This window comes from Variovorax sp. UMC13 (genome assembly GCF_014170375.1).
Lineage (GTDB): Bacteria > Pseudomonadota > Gammaproteobacteria > Burkholderiales > Burkholderiaceae_C > Variovorax.
Genome location: NZ_LZZW01000004.1, coordinates 16885 through 43226, shown reverse-complemented (window position 1 = coordinate 43226; position 26342 = coordinate 16885). Strand labels below are relative to the sequence as shown.

At 71.5% G+C, this 26342-nt stretch carries 23 protein-coding genes; 9 read left to right on the top strand and 14 right to left on the bottom strand.

What is annotated here, in order from left to right; translation table 11 throughout:
- On the bottom strand, positions 1-837 hold the full coding sequence (locus A9977_RS03045) for a metal-dependent hydrolase (RefSeq protein WP_183023403.1): 837 nt from the start codon (positions 835-837) through the stop codon (positions 1-3).
- A gap of 110 nt (positions 838-947) precedes the next feature.
- Between A9977_RS03045 and A9977_RS03040 the strand changes: the two genes are divergently transcribed.
- Complete coding sequence (locus A9977_RS03040) at positions 948-1547, top strand: TetR/AcrR family transcriptional regulator (RefSeq protein ID WP_183023402.1); 600 nt, start codon at positions 948-950, stop codon at positions 1545-1547.
- Here A9977_RS03040 and A9977_RS03035 read toward each other — a convergent pair whose 3' ends face one another.
- Positions 1548-3329, bottom strand: coding sequence for a bifunctional metallophosphatase/5'-nucleotidase (locus A9977_RS03035; protein ID WP_183023401.1), 1782 nt, complete (start codon positions 3327-3329; stop codon positions 1548-1550).
- A 176-nt stretch (positions 3330-3505) separates the two neighbouring features.
- On the opposite strand from A9977_RS03035, the gene A9977_RS03030 reads away from it, so the two are divergent.
- The 4 genes from A9977_RS03030 (at position 3506) to A9977_RS03015 (ending at position 6910) form a co-directional block, all read left to right on the top strand.
- Positions 3506-4084: a DJ-1/PfpI family protein gene (locus tag A9977_RS03030; RefSeq protein ID WP_183023400.1), complete on the top strand. Its 579-nt coding sequence runs from the start codon at positions 3506-3508 to the stop codon at positions 4082-4084.
- Between the two features lie 61 nt (positions 4085-4145).
- Positions 4146-4553: a ribbon-helix-helix domain-containing protein gene (locus A9977_RS03025; protein WP_183023399.1), complete on the top strand. Its 408-nt coding sequence runs from the start codon at positions 4146-4148 to the stop codon at positions 4551-4553.
- A 184-nt stretch (positions 4554-4737) separates the two neighbouring features.
- Positions 4738-5466: a response regulator gene (locus A9977_RS03020; protein WP_183023398.1), complete on the top strand. Its 729-nt coding sequence runs from the start codon at positions 4738-4740 to the stop codon at positions 5464-5466.
- A 1-nt stretch (position 5467) separates the two neighbouring features.
- On the top strand, positions 5468-6910 hold the full coding sequence (locus A9977_RS03015) for an ATP-binding protein (protein ID WP_310936080.1): 1443 nt from the start codon (positions 5468-5470) through the stop codon (positions 6908-6910).
- 15 nt (positions 6911-6925) lie between these two features.
- Here A9977_RS03015 and A9977_RS03010 read toward each other — a convergent pair whose 3' ends face one another.
- Both A9977_RS03010 and A9977_RS03005 read right to left on the bottom strand, forming a co-directional pair.
- Positions 6926-7447: an Rrf2 family transcriptional regulator gene (locus A9977_RS03010; RefSeq protein WP_183023397.1), complete on the bottom strand. Its 522-nt coding sequence runs from the start codon at positions 7445-7447 to the stop codon at positions 6926-6928.
- 39 nt (positions 7448-7486) lie between these two features.
- Positions 7487-8008 carry a tripartite tricarboxylate transporter TctB family protein gene (locus A9977_RS03005; protein ID WP_183023396.1) on the bottom strand — a complete coding sequence of 174 codons (522 nt, stop codon included), beginning with the start codon at positions 8006-8008 and terminating at the stop codon, positions 7487-7489.
- Between the two features lie 290 nt (positions 8009-8298).
- Here A9977_RS03005 and A9977_RS03000 point away from each other — a divergent pair, with 290 nt between their 5' ends.
- Both A9977_RS03000 and A9977_RS02995 read left to right on the top strand, forming a co-directional pair.
- Entirely contained in the window at positions 8299-8745 is a 447-nt protein-coding gene (locus tag A9977_RS03000; RefSeq protein WP_183023395.1) for a tripartite tricarboxylate transporter TctB family protein, read from the top strand.
- 22 nt (positions 8746-8767) lie between these two features.
- Positions 8768-10297 carry a tripartite tricarboxylate transporter permease gene (locus tag A9977_RS02995; protein WP_183023394.1) on the top strand — a complete coding sequence of 510 codons (1530 nt, stop codon included), beginning with the start codon at positions 8768-8770 and terminating at the stop codon, positions 10295-10297.
- Between the two features lie 27 nt (positions 10298-10324).
- Here A9977_RS02995 and A9977_RS02990 read toward each other — a convergent pair whose 3' ends face one another.
- Entirely contained in the window at positions 10325-10834 is a 510-nt protein-coding gene (locus A9977_RS02990; RefSeq protein WP_183023393.1) for a GFA family protein, read from the bottom strand.
- The gene (locus A9977_RS02985) at positions 10831-11676 is read right to left on the bottom strand and encodes a HAMP domain-containing histidine kinase (RefSeq protein ID WP_183023392.1); all 846 of its coding nucleotides are present in this window, start codon (positions 11674-11676) and stop codon (positions 10831-10833) included. Before A9977_RS02985 ends, A9977_RS02990 begins: the two co-directional genes overlap by 4 nt.
- Before the next feature lie 216 nt (positions 11677-11892).
- On the opposite strand from A9977_RS02985, the gene A9977_RS02980 reads away from it, so the two are divergent.
- Positions 11893-16248 carry a DEAD/DEAH box helicase gene (locus A9977_RS02980; RefSeq protein WP_183023391.1) on the top strand — a complete coding sequence of 1452 codons (4356 nt, stop codon included), beginning with the start codon at positions 11893-11895 and terminating at the stop codon, positions 16246-16248.
- A gap of 135 nt (positions 16249-16383) precedes the next feature.
- On the opposite strand, the gene A9977_RS02975 is transcribed toward A9977_RS02980, so the two are convergent.
- The gene (locus A9977_RS02975) at positions 16384-16551 is read right to left on the bottom strand and encodes a hypothetical protein (protein WP_183023390.1); all 168 of its coding nucleotides are present in this window, start codon (positions 16549-16551) and stop codon (positions 16384-16386) included.
- Positions 16552-16653: 102 nt separating this feature from the next.
- Positions 16654-17877 carry an MFS transporter gene (locus A9977_RS02970; RefSeq protein WP_259651788.1) on the bottom strand — a complete coding sequence of 408 codons (1224 nt, stop codon included), beginning with the start codon at positions 17875-17877 and terminating at the stop codon, positions 16654-16656.
- Between the two features lie 109 nt (positions 17878-17986).
- Between A9977_RS02970 and A9977_RS02965 the strand changes: the two genes are divergently transcribed.
- A complete protein-coding gene (locus tag A9977_RS02965; protein ID WP_183023388.1) occupies positions 17987-19717 on the top strand; it encodes a dipeptidase in 1731 nt (576 codons plus the stop codon).
- 5 nt (positions 19718-19722) lie between these two features.
- Here A9977_RS02965 and rrtA read toward each other — a convergent pair whose 3' ends face one another.
- From rrtA to A9977_RS02935, 6 genes are read right to left on the bottom strand one after another with little or no spacing between them, the layout of a single operon-like run.
- Positions 19723-20304, bottom strand: a complete 582-nt coding sequence (gene rrtA / locus A9977_RS02960) for a rhombosortase (RefSeq protein ID WP_259651787.1) — start codon at positions 20302-20304, stop codon at positions 19723-19725.
- Positions 20297-20728 (bottom strand): YbaN family protein, encoded by a 432-nt coding sequence (locus A9977_RS02955; protein ID WP_183023387.1) that lies wholly within the window; start codon positions 20726-20728, stop codon positions 20297-20299. The genes rrtA and A9977_RS02955 overlap by 8 nt, the downstream gene beginning before the upstream one ends.
- A gap of 37 nt (positions 20729-20765) precedes the next feature.
- Positions 20766-21590: a type II secretion system protein N gene (gene gspN / locus A9977_RS02950; protein ID WP_183023386.1), complete on the bottom strand. Its 825-nt coding sequence runs from the start codon at positions 21588-21590 to the stop codon at positions 20766-20768.
- Positions 21587-22177, bottom strand: a complete 591-nt coding sequence (locus tag A9977_RS02945) for a biliverdin-producing heme oxygenase (protein ID WP_183023385.1) — start codon at positions 22175-22177, stop codon at positions 21587-21589. The genes gspN and A9977_RS02945 overlap by 4 nt, the downstream gene beginning before the upstream one ends.
- Positions 22178-22211: 34 nt before the next feature.
- Positions 22212-24158 carry a choice-of-anchor tandem repeat GloVer-containing protein gene (locus tag A9977_RS02940; protein WP_183023384.1) on the bottom strand — a complete coding sequence of 649 codons (1947 nt, stop codon included), beginning with the start codon at positions 24156-24158 and terminating at the stop codon, positions 22212-22214.
- A 1-nt stretch (position 24159) separates the two neighbouring features.
- A complete protein-coding gene (locus A9977_RS02935) occupies positions 24160-26325 on the bottom strand; it encodes a choice-of-anchor tandem repeat GloVer-containing protein (protein WP_183023383.1) in 2166 nt (721 codons plus the stop codon).
- Between the last annotated feature and the right edge of the window lie 17 nt (positions 26326-26342).

The following is a 26342-nucleotide window of genomic DNA, read 5'->3' as shown; positions in this document are numbered from 1 at the left end:
TCAGCCGGCGGCCGGGCGCGGCGCGTTGACCGGCTCGAACACCGCGGTGTTGTCGTGGAGCCAGCGTTCCGACAGCCCGCTGTGCTGCTGCGAGGGATGGAAGTCCGCGCGGAAGTAGGCGCGCCAGGCCGGCAGGTTGCTGCGCAGCAGGCCCTCGCGCCCCAGCAGGATGCGCGCCGCGCTGCGCCAGGTCGACCACTTCCACAACTGGCCTTCATGGCGCAGATTGGCCACGGTCTGGCGCGCGAGGTCGGCAAGGAACAGGGTCGTCACGCGCCGGAACCAGCGCGTGCGCCAGGCCTGCGAACCCTCCGCCGCGCGGTAGAGGTCGAAGGCCGTGTTCTTGTGCTCGGACTCCTCCGCGCTGTGCCACAGCCACATCGTCTTCAGGCGTGCTTCGGCGCCGTCGAGCACCTGCGGATGGGCCAGCAGCCAGTCGGCGAACATCGCGGTGAAGTGCTCGGTCGCGGCCGTGATCGCCAGCGCATGGCGCGGGTCGGCGCCTTCCAGCACCTTCATGCGCGCCATGGCGCGCGGCGTCCAGCGGTCGACCAGGCCCTGGCGTTCGAGCTGCTCGTTGAACAGCGCGTGGATGCGGCGGTGCGTGGCCTCCTGGCCGATGAAGCCCTTGACCTCGGCCTTGTGCCGCGCCTGCAGCTCGGGCGGCAAGGTGTCGACCGTGGCGCGCACCGCGTCGATGAAGAACTGCTCGCCGTAGGGAAAGCTCATCGAGAGCGCGTTGAAGAAGGCGGTGGAGAAGGCATCGCCGCCGCACCAGTCGCGCGCGAAGGGCGGTTGCAGATCGATCAGCAGGCGGCGGACGACGAGCTCGGTCATGGCGGAACGGAGTGTGAGGCTGAAGAAAGGCGTTGGTACGAATGCGTACCGCCATCCTGGACTTCGAATCTGGTACTGTCAAGTACCAACCCTTTCGACAATCGGGCCGCATGACGTCCACCGACACCGCTTTCTCCGAAAGCCCCGAGCTGCAGCACGCGCACCACTACCGCCTGCTCGAAGGCATGGCGAAGGCGGTGGCGGCCAAGGGCTATGCCGACACGACCATCGCCGACATCGTGCGCGAGGCCGCGGTGTCGCGGCGCAGCTTCTACGAGCACTTCGCGACCAAGGCCGATTGCCTGATCGCGCTCTACGAATCCGCGAGCGAGCAGGCGCTGGGGGTGCTGAGCGCGGCAGTCGACCCGCTGCAGCCCTGGCAGACGCAGGTCGAGCATGCCGTCACGGCCTACCTCGACTTCCTCGCGCAGGACCCGGTGCTGCTCAAGACGCTGTTCGTCGAGATCCTGGGCCTGGGCCTGACCGGCCTCGCGGTGCGCCGCAAGGTCAACGCGCAGATCGCGAGCTTCGTGGCGCTGGCCACGGGCTCGGACGGCGGCGCGCGCCTGTCGCCCGAGCTCGCGCTGGCGGTGGTGGGCGGCATCAACGAGCTGATCCTCGAAGCGGTGGAGCAGGACCGCTCGAGCGACCTGCGCGCGCTGGTCGCGCCCGCCACGCGCCTGGTCCGCGCCGTGGCCGAGCCGCGCTGATCAGCGTACCGTGCCGATCGCGGTGATGCGGTCGGCCGCCGGCGGCACGAGCGCCGGGTGGGCCTGCAGGTAGGCTTCGAAGGCGTCGATGTCCAGGTCGCCGCCCAGCACGTCCGTGCCCTGGTTGAACACCGTGAAGTTGTCGCCGCCGCTGGCCAGGAAGCTGTTCATGGTCACGCGGTAGGCCTTGCCATCCGCCAGCGGCACGCCGTCGAGCGTCATGCCCTCGATGCGCGCGCCGGCCGGGCGCGACAGGTCGTAGCGGTAGCGGAAGCCGCGCGAGGGCAGCAGCACGCGCGGCGTGGCCAGGGTGTTGGTGCCGCTGGCGAACTGCTGTTCGAGCAGGGCGCGGATCTGCGCGCCGGTCAGGGTCTTCACCACCAGGTTGTTGCCGAAGGGCTGCACGCTGAACAGCTGGCCGTAGCGCACGTCGCCGTTCGCGCCGGGCACCAGGTCCGCGCGCACGCCGCCCGGGTTCATGAACGCGATCTGCGCGCCGCCCTTGGCCGCGGGCGCGGTGGCGGCCAGCTGCGAATCGGCGATCAGGTTGCCCAGCACGCTCTCGCGCGAGGGCGTGGGCGCGCGGCTGGCCGGGGCGGTGAGCCGGCCCACCACGCGCTGCACCAGCGGCGCCGCGACCGCGCGGTAGCGTGCGATCAGGGCATCGATTTCGGCGTTCTTCTGGAAGCGCGGGTATTGGTCGCTGATCGCCACCGTGTCCGCGCCGCGCGTGAAGGCCTCGCCCTGCACGATCAGGTTGTCGGCCGACCTGGCCGTGACCTTGCGCGTCGCCGTGTCCACCACCAGGTCGATCTCGGTGAGCAGCGTGCCGTACTGGCCCGCGCTGGTCAGCAGGAAAGGCCTGGCCGGATTGATCTGGCCGTAGTCGCAGACATAGGCGCTGTGGGTGTGGCCCGAGATCACGACGTCGACGCGCGGGTCGAGCCGGTCGAGGATCGGCCGCACGTTGCCGCTGAGCCCGGCGCAGCTTTTGTCGTTGTAGCCCACGGTGGTGGTGCCGCCCTCGTGCATCACCACCACGATCACGTCGGCGCCCTGCGCGCGCAGGCCCGGGATCAGCGCATTGGCGGTGTCGGCCTCGTCCTGGAAGGCGAGCCCCGCCACCCCCGCGGGCGTGACCGCCGTCGGCGTGGCCTTGAGCGTCAGGCCGATGAAGCCCACCGTGACTTGGGCCTCGCCCTGCGTGAAGGTCTTGAGCCCCGTGGCCGGGAACAGCGTCGTGCCATCACGCTTGACCGTGTTGGCCGCGAGCAAGCCGAAGTTGGCGCCCGGGAAGGCCGCGTTCACCTGGCAGGGCACGAGCGTCGTGTATTTCGCGCAGCCACCGTGCTGCATGCGCAGCAGCTCGGCCTGGCCCTTGTCGAACTCGTGGTTGCCGACCGCGTTGAAGTCGATGCCCATCGCGTTCACGGCCTCGATGGTCGGCTCGTCGAGGAACAGCGCCGACACCAGCGGCGAGGCGCCGATCATGTCGCCGGCCGAGACCACCGCGTGGTGCGGGTTCTTCGCCTTGAGCGCCGCGATGGCCGTGGCCATGTAGGCCGCGCCGCCCGCGGGCACGGCCACCGTGCCGCCGGTGGAGTAGGGGGCGGCGATGGCCAGCCTCGGCGGTTCCAGGTTGCCGTGCAGGTCGTTGAAGGCGATGAGCTTGACCGTCAGCGAAGGGCGGGCGCCTTCCTCTCCGGGCACGGTGCTGCAGGCGGCCAGCGCCATCATCAGCAGCATGCCGACGGGCCAGGGCTTTCGCCAGCGCAGGCGCATCTCCGGGCTCCAAGGTAGGGGGAGAAGGATTGTCGGGCCGCCGCGTGACCGCGGGATGACGCGCACGGTCACAGCCGGCTGCTACCCGCTGCGGCCGTCGCCTTCGAATAATGCGGCGACGGCCCGCATGTCCATGCCGGGGCGCATTCCATACCTCATCCGAAGGAGACAAACCGATGGCTCGCAAGATCCTCATGCTCTGCGGCGACTACGCCGAAGACTACGAAACCATGGTCCCTTTCCAGGCCCTGCTGGCCGTGGGCCACACGGTGCACGCGGTGGCGCCCGACAAGAAGGCCGGCGACTGGGTGCACACCGCCATCCACGACTTCGAGGGCGCCCAGACCTACAGCGAGAAGCCGGGCCACCGCTTCACGCTGAACGCCAACTTCGCCGACGTGAAGCCCGAGGCCTACGACGCGCTGGTCGTCCCCGGCGGCCGCGCGCCCGAGTACCTGCGCATGCACAGCCGCGTGGTCGAGATCGCCAAGCATTTCCTGGCGACCGACAAGCCGGTGGCGTCGGTGTGCCACGGCGCGCAGCTGCTCGCGGCCACCGGCCTGCTCAAGGGCCGCAAGGTGTCGGCCTACCCGGCGTGCCAGGTCGAGGTGGAACTGGCCGGTGCGGAGTACGTGGGCATTCCGGTCGACCAGGCCGTGACCGACCGCAACCTGGTCACGGCGCCCGCCTGGCCCGCGCACCCGGCGTGGCTCGCGCAGTTCCTGGTCGTGCTGGGCACGCGCATCGAACACTGAGGGCCCGCGTGGGTGGCGCTACAGTGCGAGCGTCGCCCACCATTCCCACCCAGGAGGCCGCATGTGCGAAGTCTTCATCAGTGCCGACCCGCAGAGCTACGACGCGCGCACGCGCTCGGTGCGGCTGCATGGCGTGGTCACCAGCATCCGGCTCGAGAACCTGTTCTGGCAGGTGCTCGAGGAAATCGCGCAGCGCGACGGCATGGTCGTGGTGCAGCTCATCGAGCGGCTCTACGACGAGCTGGTGGCGGCGCGCGGCGAGGTCGGCAACTTCGCGTCCTTCCTGCGCGTGAGCGCCCTGCGCTACGAGGCGATGGTGGCGCAGGGGCGCATTCCGGCGGACACCTCGGTGGCGATCCACTCGCTCGACGCCAGGGCCGTGCTGCATGAACTGCCGCAGGGCTGGGGGCCGGCCTCGGCGGAGAACCGCGTGCGCACGCTGCCCGTCACGGCGCGGCGGCACGCCTAGAAAGACGGGGCGCCGCGGCGAGACGCGCGGCCGATGCCCATCGCCCCCCAATGCATGGGGTGCTGCGAGGGCCCGCGCACGATCTGGTTGAAAATCCCCCCTGTCTTCCACCGCCTTCGCCCCGTCGAGGCGATGGGCCGGCCCTCGACCCATGGTCCAGGCTCGGCCCATCGCGTCACCCTCCATGTCCTCACCCCCCATCGAACGCATCCTCATCGTCGACGACGACGGCGACATCCGGCAGCTGCTCTCGGACTACCTGTCCGACGCGGGCTACAAGGTCGCGACGGCGTCGAACGGGGTGGAGATGCACCGGCAGCTGGGCCAGCAGTCGGTCTCGCTGGTGGTGCTCGACGTGATGATGCCGGGCGAGGACGGGCTCTCGCTGTGCCGCGACCTGCATGCCAAGGGCGGCCCGCCGGTCATCCTGCTGACCGCGCGCGGCGCCTTGCTCGACCGGATCATCGGGCTCGAGATGGGGGCCGACGACTACCTGCCCAAGCCCTTCGATCCGCGCGAGCTGCTGGCGCGGATCAAGGTGGTGCTGCGGCGCCTGCACAGCTTTCCGCCCTCGCGCGAGGCCGAGGAGGCCGCGGTGGTGCGCTTCGCGGGCTGGACGCTCGACACCCGCACGCACCAGCTGCTGTCGCCGCAGCGCGTGGCGGTGTCGCTGGGCGGCTCCGACTACCGGGTGCTGCGGCTGCTGCTGCAGAACGCGCACCGCACCTTGAGCCGTGACTTCCTGATCGAGCATGTGTTCGGCAAGGAGCGCGCGCCCTTCGACCGCGCGATCGACGTCTGCATCAGCCGGCTGCGCGTGAGCCTGCAGGACGACGCGCGCAAGCCGATGATGATCCGCACGGTGCGCCATGCGGGCTACGTGATGGCGGTCGACGTGGTGGAGGAGCGCTGAGGTGGACGGCCCCGCCACCGCCCCGGAAAGCCGCTGGCGGCGCTGGCTGCCCTGGCCCGGCTCGCTGTGGGGCCGGCTGGCGCTGATCCTGGTGCTCGGCATGCTGGCGGCGCAGGCGCTGACCAGCTCGGTCTGGTTCGACATGCGCTACCGCCATGCGATGGAGATGCCGATCCGGCTGGTCTCGATCCAACTGGCCGACGCGATGCGCATCCTGCGCGGGCTGCCGGCCGAGACGGTGCCGCAGACGCTGGCCTGGCTGGGCTCCGAGCGCTTCCGGCTCACGCTGCAGCCGGGCCCGATGCCGAGCGTGGACAAGGCCGACAACACGCTCGACGCGGTGCAGGACATCCTGAGCCAGTCGCTCAGCGACCGGCTGGGCGGCGATGCCGATGCCCGGCTGCTGTCGGCCGAACTCACCGACGACGCGGGCCAGTCGGCCGACCTCTGGGCGCTGCTCAATGCGCGCGAGCCGGTCGGGCATTTCCGCATCGCGCTGGAGATGCCCGGGCTGCACGGCCAGTGGATCGAGGTCACGGCCTCGGAGTCGCAGGGCGGCATCGAGGCCAAGCCCTTCAGCATGGTGGCCGACTACGTGCTGCGCATCTACGTGCTGCGCATCATGGTGTTCGTGGCGATCGCGCTGGTGGCGGTGCGGCTCGCGCTGCGGCCGCTGCGCCGGCTGGCCGAGGCGGCCGATGCGCTGGGGCGCGACCTGCACAGCCCGCCATTGACCGAGAGCGGCCCGCGCGAGGTGCGACAGGCGGCGCGCACCTTCAACCTGATGCAGCGGCGGCTGATCCAGGACATCGGCGAGCGCACCCGCTTCCTGGCCGCGGTCTCGCACGACCTGCGCTCGCCCATCACGCGGATGCGGCTGCGCGCCGAGTTCCTGCCGCCCGGTGAGATGCAGGACAAGTTCCGCAAGGACCTGGGCGACATGGAGTTGCTGATCTCGGCCACGCTCGACTACATCCGCGGGGCGGAGCACAACGAGCCCCGGCAGTCGGTGGACATCGACAGCCTGCTGGGCGGCCTGCGCGCCGACTTCGAGGAGACCGGCGCGCGGGTCACGCTCGAAGGCCATGCACGCGCGCCGCTGCCGGCCTACGTCACCAGCCTGCGGCGCTGCGTGCAGAACATCCTCGAGAACGCGATCCGGTACGGCGGCGAGGCCCACATCCGCATCGAGGACTCGGCGCAGGCCCTGCGCATCCGCATCGCCGACGCGGGCCCGGGCATTCCCGAGGCCTCGCTGGAAGAGGTGTTCGAGCCCTTCCTGCGACTCGACGCCTCGCGCAACGCGGCCTCGGGTGGTTCGGGGCTGGGGCTGTCGATCGCGCGCTCGATCGCGCAGGCGCACGACGGCTCGATCACGCTGCGCAACCGGCCCGAGGGCGGGCTGGAAGCGCTGCTCACGCTGCCGCGGCGCGCGAAGACCTGAGCGCGCGGCCCGCGCTCAGCAGGCGTGGAAGCGCGCCAGGTCGAAGACGGAGTTGGGCGCGTTGCGGGTCACCACGGCCGGCACGGGCAGCGGCGCTTTCTGCAGCGGCGCCTCGATGGGCGGAAAGCCCCAGGGGCTCTGCGTGCTCGCGAGCTTCTGCAGCGACTCGGATTGCAGGAAGTCGACCACGCTCTGCCGCAGGCCGTCCCACAGCGCGTGGGTGACGCACTGGGGGTCGACCTGCGCGCGCCGCACCGGTCCGGGCGGGCGCGCGTCGAGCATGCCGTCGATCGCGAACACGATGTCGGCCACCGAGATGGCGTCGGCCGCGCGGCTCAGGCCGTAGCCGCCGCCGGGGCCGCGCGTGGCCTCGACCAGGCTGTGGCGCCGAAGGTCGGCCGCGATGGGCTCGAGCAGCGAGAGCGACACGCGATGGCGCCGGCTCAGCACCTTGAGCGAGATGGGCCAGTGGCGTTGATGGAGGGCGAAATCGATCATGACCGCGACAGCCAGCCGTCCGCGGGTGCTAATGCGCATGGTGGGCAGTTCCAGTAAGCGTTGGCAGAGAAAAGGGGTTCATCCGTGGACGAAGGTGGGCCACACGGGCAGCGCGAGGTCGAGCGCCACCACGAAGGCCAGGTAGCTGCCGAAGGCCAGCGCCGCGGCCAGGCCGGCAAAGGTGCGCGGGCGCACGTCCTTGCCCGCGAGCCAGACGGTGAAACCCGTGATGTAGATGCCGCCCAGCAGCCCGATGGTGGGCAGGCCGGTGGCCGACCAGGCGCCCAGCGCCGCGGCGAACATGCCGCTGATCAGCAGGATGCCGAGCAGTGCCCTGGCGCGCAGCCGCCAGAGCGACAGCGAGCGCAGCACGATCAGGTTGCCGGTGAGCGCGATCAGCAGGCCCACCCCCAGCGGCAGCCAGGCGCCGGCCCAGTGGATCGCGGGCGCCTCGCTGTTGAACACATTGGCGCCGCAGGCGAAGGAGATACCGAAGGCGCTGAAGGCCGCGCCCGACAGGAACTCGGCCGGCCGGTCGAGGCGCAGCCCGCTGCCGGCCCGTTCGCGCACGTCGGTGTCGTGAAGGGTGTGCGCGGTCATCGGTGGGCGGAGTGGGTGAGGGCGGTGGGCATCGGCAGGTCTTGAATCTATCGCCGGGGACCGGTGCGAAGCCGCATGTCTTGCAATGCCATATGTCGGTGCCGCGGCTCAACACATGGCAATACAAATGGCCGCCGGCGCGCCCGAAAGGCCCCCCTAAGCTTTGGCCAGCCCGGTACTTCGGCCTGCACGTCAGCGCCGCGGAGGCGGGCTTCGCCGACGCCATTGGCTTTTTTTCTGCGCGTCGACCTGTTCCATCCAGAGCGTTCTCCAACGCCATTCCGCTGAACATGAAAATCACGAGAGACATCCACGACCTGATCGGAGGGCTGCTGATGGTGGCGGCCGGCCTGTTCTTCGCCCTCTACGGCAGCCGCTACAACTTCGGCACCTCGGCCCGCATGGGCGCCGGCTACTTCCCGGTGGTGCTGGGCTGGACGCTGGCGGTGCTGGGCCTGCTGGTCGCGCTGCCGGCCTGGTGGCGCAAGGGCACCGGCGTCACGGTGCAATGGGGCAACCTGGCCTGGACCATCGCCAGCCTGCTGGTGTTCGCCTGGGCGCTGCAACGCCTGGGCGTGGTGGTCGCGTCCTTCCTCGCGGCGCTGCTGGCGCTGGTGCCCTCGGCCATGACGCTGCGCACGCGAATGATCGTCTGCGCCGTGGTGGCCCTGCTCACCACGCTGATCTTCCCCCTGGCGCTGCAGATGATCCTTCCCATCTGGCCCTGGAGCAACTGAACCCGACGCCCCCGACATACCCATGGATCTCCTCAGCAATCTCTGGCTCGGCCTCCAGGTCGCGGCCGAACCCATCACGCTGGCCTACTGCTTCTTCGGCGTGCTGCTCGGCACCGTCGTCGGCGTGCTGCCCGGCATCGGCGCCTTGGCCGCGATCTCGCTGCTGCTGCCGCTCACCTACCACATGCCGCCCACCGCGGCGATCATCATGCTGGCCGGCGTCTACTACGGCGCGCAGTACGGCGGCTCGACCGCTTCCATCCTGCTCAACCTGCCGGGCACGCCGTCATCGGCCGTGACCTGCCTCGACGGCTACCCGATGGCCAAGAAGGGCAAGGCCGGCGTCGCGCTGTTCGTGACCACCATCGCCTCGCTGGCCGGCGCCATGTCGGGCCTGGTGCTGCTGGTGCTGTTCTCGCCGGCCATCGCCAGCATCGGCCTGAAGTTCGGCCCGGCCGAGTTCTTCTCGATGATGGTGCTGGGCCTGGTGGCCGCCTCGTCGATGACCGCCGGCTCGGCCGCCAAGGGCCTGTGCATGGTGGTGTTCGGCCTGCTGCTGGGCATGGTCGGCACCGACGTGAACTCGGGCGTGGCGCGCTTCAGCTTCGACGTGCCCGAGCTCATGGACGGCATCAACCTGATCGCGCTGGCCATGGGCCTGTTCGGCGTGGCGGAGGTGGTGCGCTGCATCAACTCGGCCGACACCAACCAGAAGCCCGAGAAGGTCACGCTCAAGTCGATGGTGCCCACGAAGGACGAGTTCAAGGCCACGGTCAAGCCGATGATGCGCGGCTCGGCGCTGGGCTCGGCCCTGGGCGCGCTGCCGGGCGTGGGACCGTCGATCGCGGCCTTCATGTCCTATGCGATCGAGAAGAAGGTGGCCAAGGACCCGAGCCGCTTCGGCCAGGGCGCGATCGAGGGCATCACCGCCCCCGAGTCGGCCAACAACGCGGCCGCGCAGACCGCCTTCGTGCCTTCGCTGTCGCTGGGCATCCCGGGCGACGCGGTAATGGCCGTGATGATGGGCGCGCTGATCATCCACGGCATCCAGCCCGGACCCAACCTGATCAGCGAGCAGCCCGACCTGTTCTGGGGCCTGGTCGTGAGCTTCGGCATCGGCAACCTGATGCTGGTGATCCTGAACCTGCCCACCATCGGGCTGTGGGTCGCGCTGCTGCGCATTCCCTTCGCCTGGATGTACCCGGCCATCATCGTGTTCGTGGCGTTGGGGGTGTACAGCGTCAACAACAACGCCTTCGACATCTACTCGGTGGCCGCGCTGGGCATCATGGGCTACGTGCTGATGGTGCTGCGCTTCGAGCCCGCGCCGCTGCTGCTGGGCTACATCCTGGGCCCGATGCTGGAAGAGCATCTGCGGCGCGCGATGCTGCTGTCGCGCGGCGATGCGATGGTCTTCCTCGAGCGCCCGATCAGCGCCTCGCTGCTGGCCTGCACGGCCGCGATGCTGGGCTGGGCGATCTGGTCGACGGTGCGCAAGTCGATCAAGGCCAAGCGCGCGCTCGACGACGCGGAGCGCCTGGCGACGACCTGATCCCAACGGACCGTCCTTGCGCGGCCCTCAGTCCCGTCCCGGGGCTGGGGGCCGCGCGCCTTCGCGCGCGTAGGCCTCGATCAGCGCCGGGAAGGCCTCCATCGCCGGCAGCTGGCCGAAGCTGTGGACCGCGGGCGTGGTGGCCCAGGGCAGCTTCTCGTCGGTCCAGGTCTCCACGAAGGGCACGAACCAGCGGTGCTCGTCGAGCATGGTCGGGCGCAGGTTGACGAAGGCGTCCATGCCTTCGGTGCGGGTGAACATCCAGCTCTTGCAATGCGGGCAGCAGTAGTGGTGCGAGGCACCGTGCAGGCCGCCCAGCACCGGCTCGCCGGCCGTGACCTCGAAGCCCGGCGTGGGGATCGCGATCGACAGCGAGAAGGCGCTTGCGCTCATGCGCTGGCAGCCCGTGCAGTGGCAGGCCATGGCCAGCAGCGGCGGCGCGCTGATGCGCAGCCGCACCTGGCCGCAGCGGCAGCCGCCTTGCCAGGGGAGTTGCCAGCCGTCGGCGGGAGGTGTGTCGGGGGTGGGTGAGGTCATGGAATGTCTTGTTCGATGGTCTGGCCAGGGGCGGCGAGGCTCGAGAAAGCGCCGTCGATGGCCCGGCCCTGCGCATGCGCCGGCTCGAAGCGTACCTCGCCGCCATGGGCCTGCGCGATGGCGCGCAGCAGCACGCGGCGCCGGGCCTGGGCCGGCGTCGTCGTCGTCGTCGTCGTCGTCGTCGGTACCTCGCCCTGCGCGCCGTTCGCATGGACGGCGATGCGAAAGCGCGTGCCGGCCACTTCGCTGACCACGATCACCAGCGCCGGCGGCCCCGCGACGCACAGGTCCTCCAGCGCCAGCGCGAGGAACTGCGCCATGCGCGCCGGATCGCCCACGCAGTCGCCTTCGCCCAGCCGGTCGTGCTCGACCGCCACGCCCGGCACGATCAGCCGGCAGGCGTCGAGCGTCTCGCGCACCACCGTGTGCAGGGTGAAGGGCACCGGCGAGACCGCCACCAGGCGCCCCGCCGCGAGGCGGTACACGTCCTCCAACTCCATGGCCGAGGCCTGGGCGCGCTGCGCCGCGTTGTCCATGTGCGTGAGCACGGCCGACACCGGCTGCTCGGCCGCGCTCTCGCGCCGGCTCAGCAGTTCGACGCCCAGCTGGATGGCCGACAGCGCATTGCGCAGGTCGTGCATGGCCAGGCCGAGCATGCCGTCGACCGTGGGTGCGGTCGAAGCTTCAACGCCGGCCGCCGGCGCCCGCGCGGGCGCGTGGGATCCCACGCCCCAGTGCGAGAGCGCCCAGGACGCAGCCGCGGCCAGGGCGGGCGAAGCCGGCCCGCGCAGCCCCGGCGCGGGAGACAGGTCGGCGGCGGCGGGTCGCGTCGAAACGGGCATCGGGAACTCCACGCAGGGCGTCGGTGATGGGAAGGGATGGGCCCTCAAGGGGCGCGCGTCGGCCGTCCGCCATGCGTGGCGTCTCGACGAAGCCATGCTGGCGTCGGCATCGCGGGCTGCGTGTAAGAGTTTGTCACTCCGCGTGTAGGAGAGCTCGGCGCCGGTGTGGGGCCGGCGCGCTTGACATCCCGCCGCACGCCCTGATGTGATGAAGCCGTGCCGCTCGCCGCCTTCCACCCCGCCGTCGCCCGCTGGTTCCAGCGAAGCTTCCCCGCGCCCACCCCGGCCCAGGCCGCCGCCTGGCCGGCGATCCGCGCGCGGCGCGACACGCTGGTGGCCGCGCCCACGGGCTCGGGCAAGACGCTGACCGCCTTCCTGGCCGCGCTCGACGCGCTGGTGGTGCGCGGCCTCGAAGAAGAAGGCGGTCTGCCCGACGAGACCGCCGTGCTCTACGTCTCGCCGCTCAAGGCACTGTCCAACGACGTGCGGCTCAATCTCGAGGCGCCGCTGGCCGGCATCCGGGCCGAACTGGCGGCGCTGGGCCTGCCCGACGTGGCCATCCGCACGGCCGTGCGCACCGGCGACACGCCGCAGCGCGAACGCCAGCAGAGCCTGCGCAAGCCGCCGCACATCCTCGTGACCACGCCTGAATCGCTCTACGTGCTGCTGGGCTCGGTCTCGGGCCGCCGGATGCTCCAGACGGTGCGCAGCGTGATCGTCGACGAGATCCATGCGGTCGCGGCGAACAAGCGCGGCAGCCACCTGGCGCTGTCGCTGGAGCGCTTGCAGGCCTTATGCGACACGAGGCCGGTGCGCATCGGCCTGTCGGCCACGCAGAAGCCCATCGACGAAGTGGCGCGCTTCCTGGTCGGCGCGGGCGCGCTGCGGGCCGATGGTTCGGCCGATTGCACCGTGGTCGACATCGGCTATGCCAAGCAACGCGACCTGGCGCTGGAGCTGCCGCCCACGCCGCTCGATGCGGTGATGTCGAACGAACAATGGACGCAGGTCTATGCGCGCGTGGCCGAACTGGTCTGGCTGCACAAGACCACGCTGGTCTTCGTCAACACCCGCCGCATGACCGAGCGCGCGGCGCGGCACCTGGGCGAGATCCTGGGCAAGGACGCGGTGGCCGCGCACCATGGCAGCCTGTCGAAGGAGACGCGGCTAGCCGCCGAGCAGCGCCTGAAGCGCGGCGAACTCCGCGTGCTGGTCGCCACCGCCTCGCTCGAGCTGGGCCTGGACATCGGCGACGTCGACCTGGTCTGCCAGCTGGGCTCGCCGCGTTCGATCGCGAGCTTCCTGCAGCGCGCCGGGCGCTCGGGCCACGCGGTGGGCGGCGTGCCCAAGGCGCGGCTCTTCGCCCAGTCGCGCGACGAGCTGGTCGAATGCGCGGCCCTGCTCGACTGCATCCGCCGTGGCGAACTCGATGCCCTGCGCGTGCTGCCCGCGCCGCTCGACGTGCTGGCCCAGCAGATCGTCGCCGAGACCGCCTGCCGCGAATGGCACGAGGACGAACTCTTCGCGCTGGTGCGGCGCGCCTGGCCCTATGAGCAGCTGACGCACGCGCGCTTCATGGAGGTGGTGCGCATGGTGTCCGAGGGCTTTACCACCCGCCAGGGCCAGCGCGCGGGCTATGTGCACCGCGACGCGGTGAACCACCTGCTGCGCGAACGCAAGGGCGCGCGCATGACCGCGCTGACCTCGGGCGGCACCATTCCCGAGACCGGCGACTACACCGTGATGCTGGAGCCGCAGGCCGACAAGATCGGCACGGTCAACGAGGACTTCGCGGTCGAGAGCCTGGCCGGTGACGTGTTCCAGCTGGGCAACACCAGCTACCGCATCCTCAAGATCGAGCCCGGCCGGGTGCGCGTGGAAGACGCGCACGGCGCCGCGCCCAACATTCCCTTCTGGCTGGGCGAGGCGCCGGGGCGCAGCGACGCGCTGTCCTTCGGCGTGTCGCGGCTGCGCGAGGCGGTGGCAAAGGCGCTGTCGGACGGCGGCCGCGAGGGCGCGATGAAGCTGCTCACGCAGAGCATGGGCCTGGACGAAGAGGCCGCGCGCCAGATCGTCGAGCACCTCGCGCATGCCGCGGCCGTGCTGGGCACGCTGCCCACGCAGCACACGCTGGTCATGGAACGCTTCTTCGACGCCTCGGGCGGCATGCAGCTGGTGATCCATTCGCCCTTCGGCAGCCGGCTCAACCGGGCCTGGGGCCTGGCGCTGCGCAAGCGCTTCTGCCGCACCTTCAACTTCGAGCTGCAGGCCGCGGCCACCGAGGACGCGATCGTGCTCTCGCTGGCCACCCAGCACAGCTTCCCGCTCGAGGAGGTGGCGCGCTACCTGCATTCCAACTCGGCACTCGACGTGCTGGTGCAGGCGCTGCTCGACGCGCCGCTGTTCGGCGTGCGCTGGCGCTGGAACGCGACCACTGCGCTCGCGCTGCCGCGCTTCTCCGGCGGCCGCAAGGTCGCGCCGCAGCTGCAGCGCATGCGTTCCGAGGACCTGCTGGCGGCCGTGTTCCCCGACCAGGTGGCCTGCGCCGAGAACCTGGTGGGCGAGCGCGAGGTGCCCGCGCATCCGCTGGTCGCGCAGACGCTGGACGACTGCCTGCACGACGCGATGGACGCCGAAGGCTGGCTCGCGCTGCTGCGCCGCCTGGAGTCGGGCGAGGTGCGCCTGCTGGCGCGCGAGCTGCCGGCCCCGTCGCCGCTCGCGCTGGAGGTGCTCAACGCGCGGCCCTACGCCTTCATCGACGATGCGCCGCTGGAGGAGCGCCGCACGCTGGCGGTGCAGAACCGGCGCTACACCGAGCCCGAGAGCGCCGACGACGTGGGCCAGCTCGATGCCGAGGCCATCGCCAGCGTGCGCGAGGAGGCCTGGCCGCAGCCGCGCGGCAGCGACGAGATGCACGAGGCGCTGGGCATGCTGGGCGCGGTCGGCGACGACGAGGTCGCATCGCAACCCGAGTGGAAGCCATGGCTGGCGGCGTTGGCCAAGGCGGGCCGCGCGACGCGCCTGCGCGTCGAGGGCCAGGGCCGCACGGCACGCGGCCTCTGGGTCGCGGCCGAACGCCTGCCTTTGCTGCAGGCGATCCTGCCCGCGGCGCCGATGCAACCGACCATCGAAGCGCCCGCCGATGCCGAGCGGCCCGAGGACCGCGAAGCCGCGCTGCGCGAGCTGCTGCGCTCGCGGCTGGGAGGTCTCGGCCCGGTCACGGTCGCGCAACTCGCGCAGCCGCTGTGCCTGCCGCTGGAACAGGTCGAAGCCGCCTTGCTTGCGCTGCAGACCGAGGGCAGCGTGCTGCAGGGGCGTTTCACGCCGGGCACGCCGGCCGTCGAATGGTGCGAGCGCCATCTGCTCGCGCGCATCCACCGCTACACACTCAAGCGCCTGCGCCGCGAGATCGAGCCGGTGGAGCCGCGCGACTTCGCGCGCTTCCTGTTCGACTGGCAGCACCTGGGCGCGGCCTCGCGCATGTGCGGGCCGGAGGCGCTGTCGGGCGTGCTGTCGCAACTCGAAGGCTATGAGGCGCCCGCGCCGATCTGGGAGGCCGAGCTGCTGCCCGCGCGCGTGGCCGACTATGCCGGCGCCTGGCTCGACGACCTGTGCACCGCGGGCCGCGTGCTGTGGACGCGGCTGCGGCCTTCATCGAGCGAAGGGCGCAAGGGCGCGGGCAGCCTGTCGCTGCGCGCCACGCCGGTGGTGCTGCTGCCGCGCCGCAGCGCCGCGCTCTGGACCGGCCTCGCGCCGGCACCGGTCGACGACGAGACGCTGGGCTCGCGTGCCGCGCGCGTGGCCGCGCAACTGCAGCAGCACGGCGCCTGCTTCTTCGACGAGATCGCGGGCGGCACGCGGCTGCTGCCGGTCGAGATCGAGGAGGCGCTGACCGAGCTGGTGGCCAAGGGCCGGGTGCGCTGCGACAGCTATGCGGGCCTGCGCGCCTTGCTGGTGCCGGCCTCGAAGCGCGCTTCGGCCGACGCGCGGCGGCGGCGCCGCGTGCCGCTGTTCGGCATCGAGGATGCGGGGCGCTGGACGCTGGTGCGGCCGCCTTCGACGAGCGCGTCAGCGAATCCCGGTTCGGCCGAAGCCCACGAGCAGGTGGTGCATGTGCTGCTGCGCCGCTACGGTGTCATTTGCTGGCGCCTGCTCGAACGCGAGGCCGCATGGCTGCCGCCCTGGCGCGAACTGGTGCGCGTGTGCCGGAGGCTGGAAGCACGCGGCGAGATCCGCGGCGGCCGCTTCATCGCGGGCGTGACCGGCGAGCAGTTCGCGCTGCCCGAAGCGGTGGCCGCGATGCGCCAAGTGCGGCGCACGCCGGGCGACGGCGCCTTCATCGTGCTGGCGGCCAGCGACCCGGCCAATCTGCTGGGCACGATCGTGCACGGCGCCAAGGTGCCGCGCGTGGCGGGCTCGCGGGTGCTGTGGCGCGACGGCCTGCCGATCGCGACCAGCATCGCGGCCGAGGTCGCCTTGCTGGTGGCGCTCGACGCGGCCGAGGCGCAGGCCGCGCAGCGTGCGCTGACGCTGGGCCTGCCGCCGGATCAGACCATCAGCGTGGGCGTGTAGCTCTGCAACGCCTTGGGCGTCTTGGGCGTGGGATCGCAGGCGGCCATCGCAAACGCAGCCGCGCAGGCGAGCAGGGTCAGGGCGATGTTTTTCATGAGGACTCCTCCGGATCGTTGGGGCTGCTGCGCGCTCCGCTCAGTGCGCGTCCTTCTTCGGCTTGGCCGTTTTGGCGGCCTTCTCGAAGTCTTCCTTGCCGGGCGCACCCGGCGCCCCGGGCTTGCGCATGTGTTCACCACTGCCATGCGCGATGCGCTCCTGCTTGGCATGGATGTTGGCGTACAGGCCTTTTTTCTTCGCGGGCATGGCGGCTCCTTGCTTGAGGGTGCGCCGATGCTGGCGCGGCCGCCGGCCCGCGCATGCGCGAGCGCGCCGCGTGTCGGCGTAGGAGAGGCCGCGCCCGACGCTTCAGCCCGGCGCGATCCGCGGGCTGCGCGCGTAGAACAGCACGGCGATCAGGACCAGCACCGTGGCGCAGCCGAAGATGCCCGCGTAGGTGCCGGGCGCGCTGGCGCCGTGGCGCTGGCCCGCGTCGGCGATCAGGCCGAAGGCCCAGGAGGTCACGGCCGAGCCCAGGAAGACGAAGGTGTTCAGCACGCCCAGCCCGCGCCCGCGCAGGGCCTGCGGCACCATCGAGCGGCCATGCGTCATGACCAGCGGGTGCAGCATGCCGATGGTGGCCAGCACCGTCAGCAGCGCCACGCTCGACCAGAGCCCGCCGGCCGGCCAGGCCGACAGCAGCGCGCCGCCGCCCAGCGACAGCAGCGACCAGTACAGCACCGTCTTGCGCACCGAATGGCGCCACACCAGCTTGGGCAGCAGCAGCGCGGTGGCGAAGGCGCCCAGGCTCACGAAGGTCAGCGCCAGGCCGCGCGGGCCGGCCGCGAGTCCGTAGACCTCGGCCAGGTAGGGGCCGCCCCAGGCATTGCGAAAGGCGGTGCCGGCGGCCATCGCCACGCACAGCGGGATCAGCGTCCAGAGCGCGGGCACCTTGAGCAGCCGCGCGCTGCCCAGCAGCAGGTTCATCGGCGTCTCGGCGCGCGCATCGGCATGGCCCGTGTCGCGCACATGGCGCCAGGTGCCGATGCAGGCGGCCAGCATGCACAGCGCGGCCACGGCCAGCGCGGGCCGCCAGCCGAACTGGTGCGCGGCCCAGCCCAGCGGCGCGGTCGCGCACAGCGCACCCAGCATGGCGATGGCGCTCGCGCGGCCGACCGCGGTGGTGTAGCGCGCGGCGGGCAATTGCTCGGAGGCGAAGTGCATCAGCCCCATGAACACCGGTGCGCAGGCCAGGCCCAGGCCGGCCTGCGCCACCATCGCGGTCGCGCCGTTGGGCGCCACCACGAACAGCACCGAGGCGAGCACGCCCACCGCCATCAGCAGCCGCGTGGGCGCGCCCACGCCGTAGCGGTCGAAGGCGATGCCGATCGGGATCTGCGCCACCGCGAAGGCCAGGAAGAAGCAGGAGGACAGCGCGCCGAAGCCCGCGGGCGAGAGGCCCAGGTCGTGCTGCAGTTCGGGCGCGATCACGGCCAGGCAGGTGCGGAAGAACTGGCTGAGCGCGAAGGCGAAGGTCAGGGCGCGCAGGCCGCGCGTGGGGTCGGCGGACGCGGTGGGATCGGAAGAAGGCATGGCGGACAGTGATGCGGCGCGGGGCCGCCGGAAGCCTTCGAGCATAAGCGCAGGGCCGCCGCGACATCCCGTTGCGCGGCGCCCCCGCGGCGGCGCGAGAATCACGGCCATGAACCGCCTCTCCCTCGCCATCCTTCCCCTCGCCATCGCGCTGAGCTTGTCCTCCGGCGCGTCGGCCGACACCCTGCTCAAGAAGCCGCAGCTCGATGCGCTGGTGGCCACGCCCGCGCTGCGCAAGGCGCCGGACTTCCCGCGCTTCCTCGCGCAGGCCGCCAAGGCCGACCCCAGCCTCAAGCGCGCCGCCGCGGCCTATGCGGCCAAGCGCCCGCTCGCCGGCGACGACCTGGCCAATGTGGGCCGCGTGCTGGGCCTCTACAACCGGCTGCACCACCACGACGCGGTGATCGCCACCATCGGCGAGATGGTCGCGATGCCCACGGTGCGCGCGGCCGACGTGCCGCCGCACGAGAGCCCGGCGATCCAGGCCATCGGCCGCAAGATCGAGGCGATGGCGCGCGACTTCGGCCTGCAGTACCGCAACGTCGACAACCGCATCTTCGAGGTCAAGCTGCCCGGCAGCGGCAGCGAGGAATTCGGCATCCTCACGCATGCCGACGTGGTGCCGGCCAACGCGGCCGAATGGGTGCTCGACGACGGCACGAAGCTCGACCCCTTCAAGCTCACCCGCGTGGGCGACTACCTCTACGGCCGCGGCACCATCGACGACAAGGGCTCGATCGCGGCCGTGCTCTATGCGATGAAGGCGGTCAAGGACAGCGGCCTGCCGCTGGCGCGCACCATCCGGCTGATGGTCGAGACCACTGAGGAAACCGGCGGCGACGCGATGAAGTACTACCGCGAGAAGACCGCGCTGCCGGCCTACAACATCGTGCTCGACAGCAAGTACCCGGCGGTGGTGGCCGAGAAGGGGTCGGGCGCGCTCAAGGTCTCGTTCAAGGGCGGGCCCGCCGATGCTTCGGCGACCGCCATCACGGCGATGACCGGCGCGCCCTCGGCCAATGCGATCCCGCAGACCGCCACTGCGAAACTGCAGGGCGGCGATCTCGCGGCCGTGGCGGCGAAGCTCGAGGCGGCCAAGGCGGCCTTCGTGCAGAAGTACGAGGGGCAGGGCGGCAAGTTCGCCATCGACCTGAGCCACGCCGCCGACGGCCTGACGATCAAGGTCACGGGCGTGTCGGCCCACGGCTCGCGCCCGGAAGAGGGCGTGAACCCGGTGCCGCGGCTCGCGCTGTTCCTGCAGGAGGCCGGCGTGCCGCTGGCCGACAACGGCTACGCACGCGCCGCGAAGTACATCGCCGCGCTCTACGGCACCGGCTATCTGGGCGAGCAGATGGGCGTGGGCTACCAGGACGACTTCATGGGCCCGCTCACGCTGTCGCCGACGCTGATCCGCGGCGGTGCCGACGGCAAGGTCGACGTCACGGTCAACGTGCGCATGCCGCGCGGCCGCACGCCCGATGAACTCAAGCAACAGATCACCGACAAGATCGGCGCCTGGTCCGCGAGCGCGGCGATCCCGGCCGAGGTGGCCTACGACCAGGGCAACTGGATGGCGCGCGACCCGAGCGGCGCCTGGCTGTCGACCCTGCTCAACATCTTCGGCGACACCACCGGGCTCGAAGCCAAGCCCGTGCCCACGGCCGGCAGCACCACGGCCAAGCTGATGCCCAACGCGATCAACTTCGGTCCGGCCATGCCCGGCAAGAAGTACACGGCGCACAACGCCAAGGAGTTCAAGGAAGTGGTCGACCTCGACGCCGACATGCAGATGTTCACCGAGATGTTGGTGCGCATCGGCAACCTGCCGCGCATGCAGTAGCGGGGTCAGCGCGGTGCGAGGCGCAGCCCCTGCACCGCCAGCAGGACGAAGGCGCCGACCACGCCGTAGAGGTGCGCCACGGCGATGATCCGCCCGCCGATCTGGCGTTCCTCGGCGGGCGCGGGGCCGGCGACCAGTTGCCAGGCCATCCAGCCCAGCACCGTGGCCAGGCCCAGCAGCGCGATGCGGTCGCCCCTGAAAGCCGGCGGCGCCAGGCCCAGCACGAACAGGCCGTAGAGCACGCCGGACAGGCCGACGTAGTGCGTCACCTGGGGAGAGAAGAGCAGCAGCATCAACGCGACGCACGCCCCCAGCAGCAGCCCGTCGCACACGAGCTGCCGCGCGCCGAAGCGCGTGGGCGCGATCCAGGCGCACAGCAGCAGGCCGCAGGCGTTGAGCAGCGCGTGGGCCCAACCCAGGTGCACGAGGTGCGCGCTGAACAGGCGCCAGAGTTCGCCGTGCAGCACGGCGTAGCGCTCGTAGCGCAGCAGCAGCTTCGGCGCATCGCCTGCCGCTTGCAGCGCCACCAGCAGCAGCGCCGCAAGGGCCGCAGGCGCCATGGCGCGGCCCGGCGTGACCTCAGGCATTCGGCTCGGGACGCCGCCAGAGCCAGGCCAGCACGCAGGCCATCGAGCCGATGCCCACGGCCGCAAGCCAGGGTTTGTGCGCGGTCAGCAGGATCACGACCGCGCAGAAGGCCATCGCCGCGGTGGCGCTCCACTTGGCGCGGCGGCTCACGGTGCGGCCGTTTTCCCAGTTGCGCAGGATCGGGCCGAAGAGCCGGTGGTCGAGCAGCCAGCGGTGCAGCCGTGGCGAACTGCGCGCGGCGGCCCAGGCGGCCATCAGCACGAAGACGGTGGTCGGCATGCCGGGCACGATCACGCCGATCACGGCCAGCACCAGGCACAGGGCGGCAAAGGCCAGCAGCAGCCAGCGGGCGAGCAGCGGCAGCGGGGGGCGCTGCGGTGGCGGCAGCGGGGTTGGGGAAGAGTTGTTCTGTTCGACGGACATCACGGTCGATTGTGTTCCTTGTGGGGCGTGCATCGGCTCAGCGCAGCACGCGCAAGGCGATGGGCCCGTTGCGGTTGCCGATCAGGTGGAGGACGTGGGCCAATGCCTCCTCGCGGCCGGACTCGGCCTGCGCCTCGCCGCGGAAGCGCAGCTGGCCGGCGGCCCATGCGCCCTGGCCGCGGAGTTGCAGCGGGCCTTGCAGCGTGGCGAGCGTGAAGCGCAACGGGGCCTTGGCTTCACCGGGCGTCGCATCGCCGTCGATGTCGAAGCGGTAGCTGCCCAGCGGGCGCAGCGCCGAGATGCGCGACGAGACCGATGCCGCGGTGAGCGATAGCCGGCCCTCCAGTTGCATCTGGCCGTGCCGCCGCCGCAGCTGCAGCGCCTGCGTCGACACCCGCAGCCGGCCGTCGAAGCCCAGCGTGTTCCAGGGCGTGCCCAGCCCTTGCACCACCTCGACCGGGCCGTGCCAGTCGAGCGCACCGAGCCGCAGGTCGAGACCGTCCGGGCCGATCGCGATGCGGGCCTGCGCGGGCCGGTCGAGGCAGCAGGCCTGGTCGATCGACAGCCGCAGGGCCGGGACCACCGACAGCGACGGCCGCAGCCGCCAGTGCGTGCGGCCGGGCAGGGCGCGCAGCTCGTGGCTGCCCGGGCCGGCCGCGAGGCTCAGCACGGCCGAGCCGTTCCAGAGCGTGCCGCGCACGTCGGCGATGCGGATGCGTTCGCCCGTGGCGCGTTCCACGGCGGGCGTCAGCCAATGCGCGGGCAGTTGCCACCCCAGCATCGCGAGTGCGCCGCACAGCGCACCGGCCGTGGCCCAGGGCCACAGGCGGCGCGCCGCGTGCGATGCGGCCGGCAAGGTCAAGCCGCGGCGTCCAGCGCGAACTGCGCCTCGAGCAGGTCGCCGAAGCGGTCGTAGGCGGCCAGCGCACCGGCGATCACCTGCTCGTGCACCGCCGCCAGCGCGGGCGCATCCAGCGCTTCGACAAAGCGCTTCCACACGCGCGCCCGGCCCTCGGGATAGGCCGCGAGGTTGCGCGCGCCGAATTCGGCCGTGAGCCCGAGCTTGTCGCCCACTTCCTTGAACAGGAAGGCGGCGCCCAGCGTCGAGCCTTCCGACACATAGAGCCAGCCCAGGGCTTCGGGCATGGTCACGCCTTCGGTGGCGATGGCCGCGGTGGGCACCGGCGCCTCGAGGTCGCGCAGGTCGGCCAGCGAAGCCTCGGCACGGCCGCGTTCGGCCAGGTCGGGCACGGCGGCCTGGACCTGCGCGTCGGCGAACAGATGCTCGACGTCGCGCTGGAACACGTACTGCGCGGCCACGAAGCGTGCGTACTGCGCGCGGCTCGCGAAGGGGTCGGCCGTGGCCATGAGCGCATGCATGCGTTCGTGCTGGGGGGCGGTCTCGTGCTTGAGGCGCTGCGACAGGGCGGAAGAAGAAGTGGTGGTCATGTCGTGGAGGTCGTGGTCGTGGGGAAGAAAAGGATCAGCCGCGCCGCGCGAAACGGCGGGCCAGGCCGAGCGCGGCCAGCGGCAGCAGCAGCCAGGGGCTCAGCGGGCCGCCGCCGTCGCTGCGGTTGTTGTTGCGCTCCCAGGTGCCGGTGCCCGAGCCGTCGGAGGTCGCGGGCGGCGCCACGGTCACGGCCCTGACCGTGATCGACACCGTCTGCACCACGGCCGGCCCGCCCGAAGCGCTTTCGCAGCGCAGCGTGAAGGTGTTGACGCCGGTCTTGCTCAGCGCGCCCGACAGCGGGATCTGGCTGCCCTGGGTCTGCTGCGCGCCGCTCCAGGTATTGCCGTTGCTGCCGCTGGCGGTGCAGCTGGCGGCGTTCTGCGTGGCCCAGCTCAGGGTCGGGCGGTCGCCGACCAGCGCGCTCGAGGCTGAGGCGGTCAGCGGCGTGGTGAAGCTCACGCTGGGCAGCGGCACGTCGATGGAGAACACGGTGCCATTGCCGCTGGTGTCGGGCGAGGCGGGGTCGATGGCTTCGCCCGGGCCGCCGCTGGCGGTGGCGCCGTAGAGCTTCTGCACGCCGTCGACCGTCGCGCCCAGGCTCAGGCCCACGGGCCGTGCGCCTTCGGTGGCGATGTCGAAGCGGTGCAGCACCTCGTAGGCGTCGTCCGAGCGGTCGGCCTTGCTGCCGATGACGATGCGGAACAGCGTGCCCGCGCCCGAGGGCGTGGGCAGGCCGGTTGCGGGCCGGTACAGGCTGGAGCCGTCGCGCGCGGTGGTGCCGTAGATGTTGCCGTCGGCGGCGAGCACCAGCGGGCCGTTGGGCGTGGAACCGTCGGCCTGGGCGGTGCCGTCCTTCGCGAGCATGTCGGCGTCGCGGAAGCGGTGCAGCACGGTGAAGCTGGCGGGATCGTCCTTCTTCACGCGCCACAGCGTACCGCCGTAGCGCAGGTCGTTGACGCCGCCGGCGGTCGGGGCGTTGGCGTAGCTGGTGCCGTAGAGCCATTCGCCGGCCTCGACCAGCGTGCTGTAGCGGTCGCCCACCGAGGTCGGGGCGCCGTCGCGGTTGCGCAGGAAGGTGTGCAGCACCTTCACCGGGTCGGCCGAGGCGAGCTGGCCGTTGTTGGCCGCGCCTTCGTCGAGCGCGGCCTTGTCGATCTTCACCAGCGTGCCGAAGGCGCGGCCGGCGTTGTCGCTGGCCTGGGTGCTGTCGAACACGCCCGTGGCGCCGACGCTGGTCAGCACATAGAGAGCCTGGTCGGTCCTGCTCCAGACGCTGGCCACGGGGGCGCCGCCCTTCTCGTGGAGCTGCAGGCGGCCCACGACGGTGAAGAACTGGCAGAAGTCGAAGGCCTTGGCATAGCTGCCGTCGGGGTTCAGGCGCCACAGACCGGCCGCGAGAACGCCGCTGGCGTTGCAGGTGCCCGGTGCGTCGCCGCCGCCGAAGTAGACGCGCTGGTCGTCGTCGATCGCCAGCTGGCCGCGCGGGCGCACCGGGGGCGTCGGCAGCGTGCTCGCCACGTTGGCCTGCAGGCTGAACATCGCGGCGGTCGAGCCGAAGGGGTTGGCGCTGGTGTCGTTGTTGACGTTGGACGAGCCCGCGCCGCCGTAGATCTTGCCCTGTGCGTCCTGCACCAGCGTGGTCGTCGACTTGGAGATGTCGCCCAGCAGCCGGGCCTGGTAGCCCGTGCCCTTGAGGGCGTCGAGCCGGTAGCTCACGCCCTGGCCGAGCACGAAGGTCAGCGGCGTGCCGCCGTTGAAGGTGTGGCCCTGCAGCTGGCCGCTGCCGTCCCTGGCCAGCACCGGCGGCACCATGGGCATGCCGCCCAGCTGGGCCGCGTCGGCGGTGCCGGTGAAGCGGTGCAACACGGTGGGCTTGAAGGCCGTGCCGGTGGTCTGGGCGAAGGCGGGCAGGCTGGCGAAGGCCAGCGCGGCGAGCAGCAGCGGCCGCGATACGGAGGAGAGGGTAGACGAAATCTTCATGTCAGTTCTTCTGTGCGGTGGAAGTCGATGGGGCGGTGTGCGGGGCCCTGCGCTTGCGGCGCAGCGATGCGGCACGGCCCAGCGCCGCGAGCGCCAGCAGCCAGACCGGCGAGGCCGCGCCGCCGCCACCGTTGCCGAAGCTCACGGTGTTGCCGTCGACGGCCGTGGCGTCGGTGCCCACGTAGACCGTGGTGCTGGCCGAGACCTGCGCGCCGAAGGCGCTGCCCGCGACGTTGCAGGTCAGCGTGTAGCGGTAGGTGCCGGGCTTGGGCGTGACCGAGACGGCGCCGAAGTCCGCCACCGCGCCGCGCCAGTCGTTGGCCGAGGAGGCCGCGGTGCACTGCGTGGCGTTGCTGCTGATCCAGGTCATCGTGCTGGTCTCGCCGGCCTTGAGCTGGGTCGGGCTCGCCACCAGGCTCACGCTGGCGTCGGGCGAGCCGTCCGAATTGACCGCCACCTGGAACACGGTGCCGAACTCGGTGGGCACGGCCTTGCCCTGGCTGTCGGTGTAGCTGCCGCCCATCGAGGTGACGCCGTAGAGCCGGCCATCGGCACCGGCGCGCACGCCCAGCGGGATGCGCCCGTCGTTGCCCGAGAAGCTGTGCACCGTCTCGAAGCCGCCGTTGGCCACATGGCCGCCACCTTCGACCGCGATGGCCGAGGGCTTGATGCGGTAGAGCGTGCCGCAGCGCACCTCGGCGTTCACCGTGTTGCGGTTGCTGCAGGTGTGGGGGCCGCCCGCCAGCGTGGTGCCGTAGATCGCCCCGTCGGCGGCAAGCGCCAGCGGGCCGCGCGGGGTGGCGCCGTCGTCCTCGGTGAAGGTGTGCAGGACCTGCAGGCCGCCGCTGCCGTTGCGCGCAATGCGCCAGACCGCGCCGTAGGGACGAGGGCCGTCGTGGTACGGATAGGCGCCGGGGTACGAGAAGGCGTTCGGGGCGGCGGTCCACGAGCGGAAGCCGCACAGCGGGCTGTTGCGCGTCACCGATGGCAGCGCCGTGAGCGTGTTGAGGTTGTGGACGTAGGTGTAGCAGTCGGCCACCGAGGTGGTGCCGTAGAGATAGCCGTCGCCCCCGTCGACCAGCGACGACAGTCCGTTCTGCTCGCCCGAGCTCAGGCTGCGCAGCGTGGCCGGTCCCGTCATGCCGATGCTCACCCGCTGCTCGCTGGGGTACAGGCGGTAGCCTTCGTGCGTCACGTTGTCGCCCACGTTGATCTCGCCCTCGGCCAGCGTGAAGGTGTGCAGCACCGTCGGGCCCGCGCCGGCGGCGTTCGGATCGATGCGGTAGAGCGTGCCGGTGGGCGTGTCGGGCGCATTCGGTGTGCCGGGGGCCAGCGGCAGGCCGCGGCGGTAGGCGGTCACGCCGTAGAGGAAGCCGTCGCCGCCCAGCACGATGTCGTTGGCCACCTGCTTCATGCCGTGGGGGCCCACGGTGAATTCATGCACGGTGCTCAGCACGCCCGTGCCCAGGTTGATCCGGAAAATCCGGCCCTGGCCCTGCGGACCCTTGTCGACGCCGTAGAGGTTGTCCTTGGCGTCGATCACCAATGCGCCGTTGGGCGAGTAGAGCTTGCCGCGCGACGACTCCACCACCGAGGGGTAGGCGCCGTCGAAATCGGTGCGCACGATCAGGCCCTGGCCGACCGTGGCCGAGTAGGTGTAGTTGCTCTTCTCGTCGGTACCGGCGTACTGCTCGCCGTAGAGGCTGGTCATGACGGCGTAGAGCGCGCCGCTGCTCGAGCGCACCGGCGTGCTGTTGATGCGGCCCTGCAGGTCGGTGTCGACGTCGAAGGCCAGCCGCTCGTAGAACGAGACGCCCGCGCGCATGCTGTAGAGCCCGACCGCGGTGTAGAGCGTCTGCCGGTTGCCGGTCCAGCCGGCGCCCAGGAAGCCGCCGTAGAGGTAGCCCGTGGTGGTCCCGGGCTTGACCGCGAACAGGGGCGCAGAGGTGGGGTAGCGCGCGCCGGGCCAGCCCACGGTGCCGTCGGACGAGGTCACGTCCTCGCCCGAGGGACGCATCGAGGCCAGCGAGGTGACGCGCACGCCGGAGACGTGCGTCTGGGCTTGCGTGTCGGGCAATGCGGTGACGGCCAGCGTGGCCAGGAGCGCGAGCGAGAGGCCGAAGCGCGCCGGGTGCGACGCGGCGGAAAGCGGATGTGGAGAGTGCATGCGGAGATGGGGAGAAG